This window comes from Candidatus Obscuribacterales bacterium (assembly GCA_019744775.1).
Taxonomy (GTDB): Bacteria; Cyanobacteriota; Vampirovibrionia; order Obscuribacterales; family Obscuribacteraceae; genus SBAT01.
Genome location: JAIETZ010000004.1, coordinates 678,924 through 686,819, shown reverse-complemented (window position 1 = coordinate 686,819; position 7,896 = coordinate 678,924). Strand labels below are relative to the sequence as shown.

Here is a 7,896-nt window from a genome sequence, read left to right as displayed (position 1 = left end):
ACCTTGCGGCCGTACTACTCAGGCGGGATACTTATCGCGTTAGCTGCGGCACATCAGGGGTCGATACCCGATACGCCTAGTATCCATCGTTTACAGCCAGGACTACTGGGGTATCTAATCCCATTCGCTCCCCTGGCTTTCGTTCCTCAGCGTCAGTTATGGCCCAGCAAGCCGCCTACGCCACCGGTGTTCTTCCCAATATCTACGCATTTCACCGCTACACTGGGAATTCCGCTTGCCTCTACCATACTCTAGTCTGCCAGTATCCAATGCACTCCCGAGGTTGAGCCTCGGTCTTTAACATCAGACTTAACAAACCACCTACGAACTCTTTACGCCCAATAAATCCGGACAACGCTTGCATCCTACGTCTTACCGCGGCTGCTGGCACGTAGTTAGCCGATGCTTCCTCTGCTGGTACCGTCATTTGTTTCGTCCCAGCTGACAGAGCTTTACACCCCGAAGGGCTTCTTCGCTCACGCGGTGTCGCTACATCAGGGTTTCCCCCATTGTGTAAAATTCCCCACTGCTGCCTCCCGTAGGAGTATGGACCGTGTCTCAGTTCCATTGTGGGTGATCATCCTCTCAGACCACCTACCGATCGTCGCCTTGGTAGGCCGTTACCCTACCAACTAGCTAATCGGACGCAGGCTCATCTTGAAGCGAATTGCTCCTTTCATATATACAACTGTCGAAGTATATACGTATGCGGTATTAATAGACCTTTCGGTCTGCTATCCCCCACTTCAAGGCAGATTCCTACGCGTTACTCACCCGTCCGCCACTAGCTTCTACTTTGTATTGCTACAAAGCAGTCACTCGTTCGACTTGCATGTGTGAAGCACACCGCCAGCGTTCGTCCTGAGCCAGGATCAAACTCTCCGTTGTCAGAACTCCAGGAGTACTGGAGTTTGTTAGCTTTAAGTTTGCCTATTTTGCTCAAAAGTTTTGACAGGCGCCTTATATGGCTATTCAGTTATCAGGGTTCAATACATCCGCAGATGGGATGCCGCCAGTTCCATGACCGGCACAGAATTGAATAATAGCAACCAATCAACAACTCTGTCAACTTCCCAAAGTGCCCATACAGTCAGGGTTTTGGTGATTCTTAGCTAAGCTGAATGTTCGTTTTTTGTTTAGTATTCATATCTGAGCTGATCATCAAAGCATATCGAAAGCGGCTATTCATGCGGCTTTCGGCGTATTTTTCAGATCAAAAATCGATATAGATCTATAGCCTAACTTGCTTGGCCAGCATAAGCGCTGAAGTACTTTTGTGAGCGCCTGAAACTAACAACATTCTGTTGCCGGTCACCAAACAATATAAATAGGATTCCGGCATCTTGAACATTGCCGAGTTGGCTGTGCTCTGGCAACTGTGTGAGCCCATTAGGTTGCCAACATAATCTTGATACGCCTGTAGCGCTGTTTTGGCATCAGCATATTCAATTAGAGTAAGCTTCATGCGTTCCTTATTAGGGCTCATGAACTGATAGTCGGCAATGGCTGCTTGCCCATTTTCGATTTTCAAAAAGCTTACATAAGGTAGGGGAAGAAACATCTTGCCGGAAATTGGTCCCATCGCCAGACGTTCGCTGCCTTTTACTTTGTCGATATCAGGCAGCCTGCGAAAAACAAAAGGCGTAGGCGCATGTTCGCTTAGTACCTGAGACAGCTTGTCGGCAATTGAACGCATCAATTCTTTTGCTTCTTCATCATCTTCAGCAGTTGTATTCAATAGAAATAGATAACTGCCTTGCCAGAATGTAATGCTGTTGTCCTCTTCTGATGACCCGTCGCCTCGCGGTACGACAGTTGAAGAGCCTTTGCGCAAACTTGTGTAGGCGCCGTAACAACAAGACGCGTTGGGGAAGTGGAAGACCTGCACGCTGACGCGTCTCTGCCCGCGCTGATATGTTGACGAAGCAGCCCCTGTTATGTGGTACTCGGAAAGTAGCGGCACCAATCCCTTTTGTGTGCTATCCGGTGTGTTGATCATCTGCCAACCCTCGGGGACGCTTTGCACAATTTGAATTACGGCTTGTCTTTCTTGATCTAAATCAATTTCCGCGCAGGCAGCGTTAGCTGCAAAAGTCAGGCTTGCCGCAATAGTTATAACCGCCAGGTGCTTTGATAACAAAATCATGATTCCAAAGGACGTGCCAGCATAGTTTAGCGCGTTCGGCACTAAGCGATCATTGTCCAGGACTTAGAGTTATTGGATAGCTCAACATATTCGCTTCTTAGGTGGTTTATTAAATGGAGGTTAGCGAAATGAAAAGTCCAGAATTTGAAGGTTTTACCGAAAATCCCGTGCGTGCTGGCTCCGCTCCGGAGTCCGTTGCGCAAATACTTGCCGATCCCATAGCATGCCGCGAAGCTTTTCGCGCCAACGAGAATGCGGAAGCTAAAACAAAAAAATCAGAAGGTCAATTGCAGAAAGAGGGTGCAGAAGCCGCTGCGTCCGGAGATTTTAAAAAAGCAGAAAAAATATTCCTTGAACTTTTGAAGCTTGCAGAATCCAATCACGGAAGAAACAGCAAAGAAGTAGCAAGTGTTCTTACACAACTTGGTTTTGTTTGTGAGGGAGATCACCGATTTGCTGACGCTGAAAAATACTACAAGCAAGCAGTGAAAGTTGATCAAGTTGTCTACGGCAAAAATGCATTCGACACTGGTCTCAATGTGCAGAATGTAGCGCACATGGAAAATTTGCAAGGCAATTATCCCGAAGCTGCTAAATGGTACGAGGAAGCCTTGCGCATTTACAGGCTCAACGATCCGTATAACGATTCAGTTGTAGGCAAAGAAATGGTTCTCACTCTCAATGACTATGCGGAGATGCTTTGGAAGATGGGCAACAAGGAAGAAGCGAGAAAGAAGCTCGAGGAGGCAGCAAGAATAATAAGTGCTCACAAGCAGACGTCTTGATCCGTTTAATAAACCAGACACATAAAGTTTAAACAGCAGCCTCAAAGTTGTTCACTGTCAGGCTTTTAGCGATCGTCGCTCTGTCGAACAGGTATTTATGCGGTTAGGTACTTCTCTACGAGGGTATGTCTACAGTCTGACTAATACTTTCGGGAGTTAAGTATGAGATCTAATCATTTGAAGACTCATCATATAGCTGCGGCAGCTTCAATTCTTTCGCTAATATCCATGGCGGCTTTTGCCCAGGGTGGATCTGCACCGGTCAATCTCATCGAGTCGGCTCCTCCGTCGACAGGTGTAGTTGGTCCACTAACGCCAAATTTTAAGCAATATTCAGATCAGCAGAAATGCCAGAATGCTTATCACTTTTTCTTGTCATTGCAAACGGACAATCCTAGTGATGCAAGTATCAAAGCCGCGGTTACAGATCTTTCCACCAAAGCTACCGACAAAGCCAATATGTATGGACTGGTTCGCCTAAAGCAAAAACAGCAAAAATTCTAGACACGTTAAATTGATCGAGGTTCCGATGAAGAAACTATTTGCATTTTTACTGGCAGCATTGATTAGCACAGCAAGTGTGCCTGGTGATGCTCAACAATACGTCTCAACACCGCCAAGTTTTGGTGGTGGCTATTTCGGTTATCCGTATGAGGCAGGTGTTTTGTTGGCAGTGACGGCTCTTGGCACCGACATGACGGTATTTTCTAACACCTTGAAGTCAGTCGGGTGCTCGCTAATCAAGTATCAAGACCTATCTTTTGTCAGGTTGGTAAAAATCGGGGTGGGCGGCAATACGATGGCAAACGCCTCATATTTGCTCTCTCAAAAAGGGCTCGTCGGCATGCAACCGAATTGGTATGCCGGCTGGCGTCAGTTGAGTTCCGGCACAACCACAACGCCCAATTCTGGCTACGGCATGCCGGTGGGACTAAACAACGACCAGTACTTTCCTGCGCAAGGAGCATATCTCACTGCCGTCAATGTCCCAAATGCTTGGTCGCAGATGAAAAGCTTGGGGCGGACTGCTCCTGTAAGAATTGCATTTTTAGACTCTGGATTTAGTAATACTGCTGATCTGCTGGGAAAACTTGCCGGTGGCGATTATCTTGGGGGTGCTTCATATCTCAATGATGATGTCAGTCCTAAAGGACATGGCACAATGTTGGCATCTATTCCAGTTGCTCAACCCAACAACAAGATTTTGTTCGCCGGAGTAAATCCATATGCTTCAGCTTTTGGTATCAACATCAGTCGCGGTAGTGGTTTGGGAACAGACGACTGGAATATATTGATAGGGCTGGACACAATGATGACACTTGCTCCTGATTGCAAGATTTGTGTCATCGGTGCAGCACCGGCTAGTGGTACATGGTCGCTGCTCAACCACCCTTTGGTTCACGCCATGCTAAGTACTTTCTATTGCCGTAACGGGCTTGTCTTTGCTCCTGCTAGTCACGAGAACAGAAACTTGGGCGATGTGGCTGTGAAGGACAGAACGCTGATATTAGTTGGTTCCGTTTACAACGATCTTAAGGTCAAGATGGCTACTAATTATGGTCCCCCTGTCTGGTTTTACGAACCAGGACAGCAAATTCTATCGATGGATCGCTATGGAGGACTTTTCTATCTCACAGGCACGTCTGCTTCCTGCGCTATTGGTGCCGGAATTGCCAGTTTGGGTCAGTCCTTCAGAGGCGGCAACACCTTGCTCAATGCAACGCTTATTACAGCCATTGAGAATGATGCTAACACTCACCAAGGAGTAGTTGATGCTCGACGGCTTATTGATATGTTGAGATAACTAACGCTCTGATGAGCGTCACCGCTGTCCATCCCATTCGGCAAGGAATTGCTTCAAGAAGTTTTCCATGTACTCATGCCTTGCTTTGGCTAATTTTTTTGCGTGATTGGTGCTGATCAGGTCTTTTACCAGTAGCAGCTTCTCATAGAAGTGGTTGATCGAGGGACCATTGCTATTTTTGTACTGCTCGAAAGTCTCGTGCTTTTCCGGATTAATTGTCGGATCGTAAATTGGGCGGCCCTTATGTCCGCCATAAGCAAATGTGCGCGCTATCCCCATGGCGCCGATTGCTTCTAGTCTGTCTGCGTCTTGCACGACCTTGCCTTCAAGGGTGGGCATTGTTGTATCGACTCCGGCGCCTTTGAAAGACAGCCCGTCAATAATTGCCGAGACCTTTTCACAGATTTCGCTTTCAACGCCCAACTCGTTAAGCCATTGACCAGCTACGCGTCCACCTGCTTTTGTGTCACCGTTGTTAAACTTCCAGTCGGCAATATCGTGGAGCAAAGCTGCCGCTTGTACAACAAACATATCGGCGCCTTCTGCTTGTCCTATGACAATGGCGTTCTGCCAGACTCGGTAAACATGCCACCAATCATGACCTGACCCGTCGCCGGACATTTTTTCTTTTACTCTTTCAACAAGAGTCTTAATCACTTGTTCTTGTGTGGGCGAAAGTGACAAGCAAGTATCCACAGATTTCTCCTCTATGTTTTTAGAGCCGGTTCGGACATTTCTTTTCTGTACCAGGCAATAGTCTTCTCTAGTCCCGAGCGAAGGTCAATTTTGGGAGACCAATTTAAAAGCGCTTTTGCTTTGCTAATGTCAGGCAGTCTGCGTTGCGGATCATCCACCGGCAAAGGTTCGTAGACAATTTTGCTTTGGGAACCGGTTAACTCCTTAACCAGATTGGCAAGCTCGATCATTGTGAATTCTTTGGGGTTTCCGAGATTTACCGGCTCATGATGTTTGACAGGCATTAATGCCACAATCCCATCAACCAAGTCAGACACATATTGGAAGCTGCGTGTTTGTTTGCCCTCACCGTAAATGGTGATTGGTTTGCCGGTCAACGCTTGATGGATGAAGTTTGATACAACACGTCCATCGTTGAAGCGGAGACGCGGACCGTAGCAGTTAAAGATGCGAATTATTCTTGAGTCCAATTTGTGCTTGTGCTGATAGGCCATTGTAAGGGCTTCGGCAAAGCGTTTGGATTCATCGTAAACGCCGCGCGGACCAATTGGGTTTACATTGCCCCAATAAGTTTCCGGTTGTGGGTGTACTAACGGATCTCCATAAACTTCTGATGTGCTCGCCAAAAAGTACTTAGCATTTTTGGAACGGGCAAGACCCAATGTGTTGTGCGCGCCTAGCGAATTTACTTTCAGCGTTTCAATCGGCAGATTTAGATAGTCTATAGGGCTTGCCGGACTGGCGAAGTGAATTACCCAATCTAAATCACCGATGATGTGAATGTGATTGGAGACGTTGTGATGGATAAATTCAAATTTCGGATTGCTTGAATGATGGGCAATATTTTCGTATTTGCCGGTGATCAAATTGTCCATTGCCAGAACATAATGACCATCTTCTAAGAGCCGCTCCGTCAAATGCGAACCGATGAATCCGGCTGCTCCGGTCAATAGTATCCTCAATGACCAATCCCCCTGTAAGTAAAACCAGCTTGTGTAAGCAATTCTTCCGACAAAATATTGCGCCCATCAATTATGATTGGTTTTTTCATCACGTGGGCAATCTCATTCCAGTCGGCATCGCGGAATTCATCCCATTCAGTGACGAGAATTAAGGCGTCGCAACCGGTCGCTAGCTCGGACAAATCATGACAGTAGACGATGTCCAGTTCCGGATGTTCATGAAAACAATTGTCGTTGGCAACAGGATCATATGCTTTTACAAGAGCGCCCATTTTCAATAACTGATGCGCAATCGTTATGCTTGGTGCATCACGCAAGTCGTCTGTATTTGGTTTGAAGGCAAGTCCCATCAAGCCAATTGTGCGTCCTTTGATAATCTTCAGCGCTTCCTGCAATTTACTGATTGGAATATGACGCTGCCTGTCGTTAACAGAAATGCTTGCTTCCAGAAGCGAAGTTGAGCTGTTGTATTCATGAGCAACTTCAATAAGAGCCTTGATGTCTTTTTTGAAGCAGCTGCCGCCCCAACCAATACCGGCATTGAGGAAGAGTTTGCCGATTCGTTTGTCGAGTCCGATTCCCTTCATCACTTGTCTGGCGTCGGCTCCAACCTTCTCGCAAATATTGGCGATTTCATTGGCGAAACTTATTTTCAAAGCAAGAAACGCGTTGGCTGAATACTTGATCATTTCAGCGCTTGCTAAATCCGTTGAAATAAACTGAACTTCCGCCAAGTCTTTTGGGCGTGGCGCAAATTTTGGTGCAGTGAAACTTTGATCAAGTATTGGTTTGTACAAAAGTCTCATGGTGTCGACCGATTCTTTGTCGCTGGCGCCTACAACGATACGGTCCGGATAAAGAGAATCGTGGATTGCTGTTCCTTCACGCAGAAATTCCGGATTGCTTACAACACAAAACGGCGGCAAGGATTTTTGAGCGCCACGAGCCGGCACTGCTTGCATGGATTCAATGCCTTGGGTGATGAGCATCTCTACCCAGTTGCCTGAGCCGACAGGCACAGTGGATTTATTGATGATTAAGCGTTTGTGATTGGTATCAAGGGCCCCGCCAATTGAACGGGCTGCTTGCGATACTTGTGAAAGATCCGGTTCGCCGTTTGGTTGCGATGGAGTTCCAACGGCAATAAAAATTACATCTGCCTTTTTGACGGCAGCTTCAATATCTGAAGTGAATTCAAGAGTGCCTGATTGTGTGCACTGTTTTACAAGTTCTTCAACGCCCGGCTCAAAAAATGGAATGATGCCTTTTTGCAACTTCTCTAAGCGCATTCTGTTTGATTCAACAGCAGTCACCTTGTTGCCGAAATAGGCTAAGCACGAACTTGTCACAAGTCCTACGTAACCGGCGCCTATTACGCAGACGTTTAGAGATTCCTTTTGCACGAGTTATATCCTTCCAATAGAGCATTGTTCGCTTGGAAATCTGCCCCCTATGGACAAACAGCTCCGATATAACAATACTAGATCTCTTCTACTTTGATGA

Annotated in this window: 7 protein-coding genes and 1 rRNA gene; 3 read left to right on the top strand and 5 right to left on the bottom strand. The window is 46.8% G+C overall.

What is annotated here, in order from left to right:
* Window positions 1–888: ribosomal RNA gene (locus tag K2Y22_12485) — 16S ribosomal RNA — on the bottom strand; the annotation flags it as partial.
* Window positions 889–1,231: 343 nt separating this feature from the next.
* Window positions 1,232–2,140 carry a hypothetical protein gene (locus tag K2Y22_12480; GenBank protein MBX9879268.1) on the bottom strand — a complete coding sequence of 303 codons (909 nt, stop codon included), beginning with the start codon at window positions 2,138–2,140 and terminating at the stop codon, window positions 1,232–1,234.
* Between the two features lie 134 nt (window positions 2,141–2,274).
* On the opposite strand from K2Y22_12480, the gene K2Y22_12475 reads away from it, so the two are divergent.
* From K2Y22_12475 to K2Y22_12465, 3 genes are all read left to right on the top strand, one after another.
* Window positions 2,275–2,931, top strand: a complete 657-nt coding sequence (locus K2Y22_12475) for a tetratricopeptide repeat protein (protein MBX9879267.1) — start codon at window positions 2,275–2,277, stop codon at window positions 2,929–2,931.
* Between the two features lie 162 nt (window positions 2,932–3,093).
* The gene (locus tag K2Y22_12470; protein MBX9879266.1) at window positions 3,094–3,435 is read left to right on the top strand and encodes a hypothetical protein; all 342 of its coding nucleotides are present in this window, start codon (window positions 3,094–3,096) and stop codon (window positions 3,433–3,435) included.
* A gap of 25 nt (window positions 3,436–3,460) precedes the next feature.
* Complete coding sequence (locus K2Y22_12465) at window positions 3,461–4,735, top strand: hypothetical protein (protein MBX9879265.1); 1,275 nt, start codon at window positions 3,461–3,463, stop codon at window positions 4,733–4,735.
* A gap of 18 nt (window positions 4,736–4,753) precedes the next feature.
* On the opposite strand, the gene K2Y22_12460 is transcribed toward K2Y22_12465, so the two are convergent.
* The 3 genes from K2Y22_12460 to K2Y22_12450 are packed head-to-tail and all read right to left on the bottom strand — an operon-like array spanning window position 4,754 to window position 7,796.
* On the bottom strand, window positions 4,754–5,431 hold the full coding sequence (locus K2Y22_12460; GenBank protein ID MBX9879264.1) for an HD domain-containing protein: 678 nt from the start codon (window positions 5,429–5,431) through the stop codon (window positions 4,754–4,756).
* Between the two features lie 11 nt (window positions 5,432–5,442).
* Complete coding sequence (locus K2Y22_12455) at window positions 5,443–6,393, bottom strand: SDR family oxidoreductase (protein ID MBX9879263.1); 951 nt, start codon at window positions 6,391–6,393, stop codon at window positions 5,443–5,445.
* A complete protein-coding gene (locus tag K2Y22_12450) occupies window positions 6,390–7,796 on the bottom strand; it encodes a UDP-glucose/GDP-mannose dehydrogenase family protein (GenBank protein MBX9879262.1) in 1,407 nt (468 codons plus the stop codon). Before K2Y22_12450 ends, K2Y22_12455 begins: the two co-directional genes overlap by 4 nt.
* Between the last annotated feature and the right edge of the window lie 100 nt (window positions 7,797–7,896).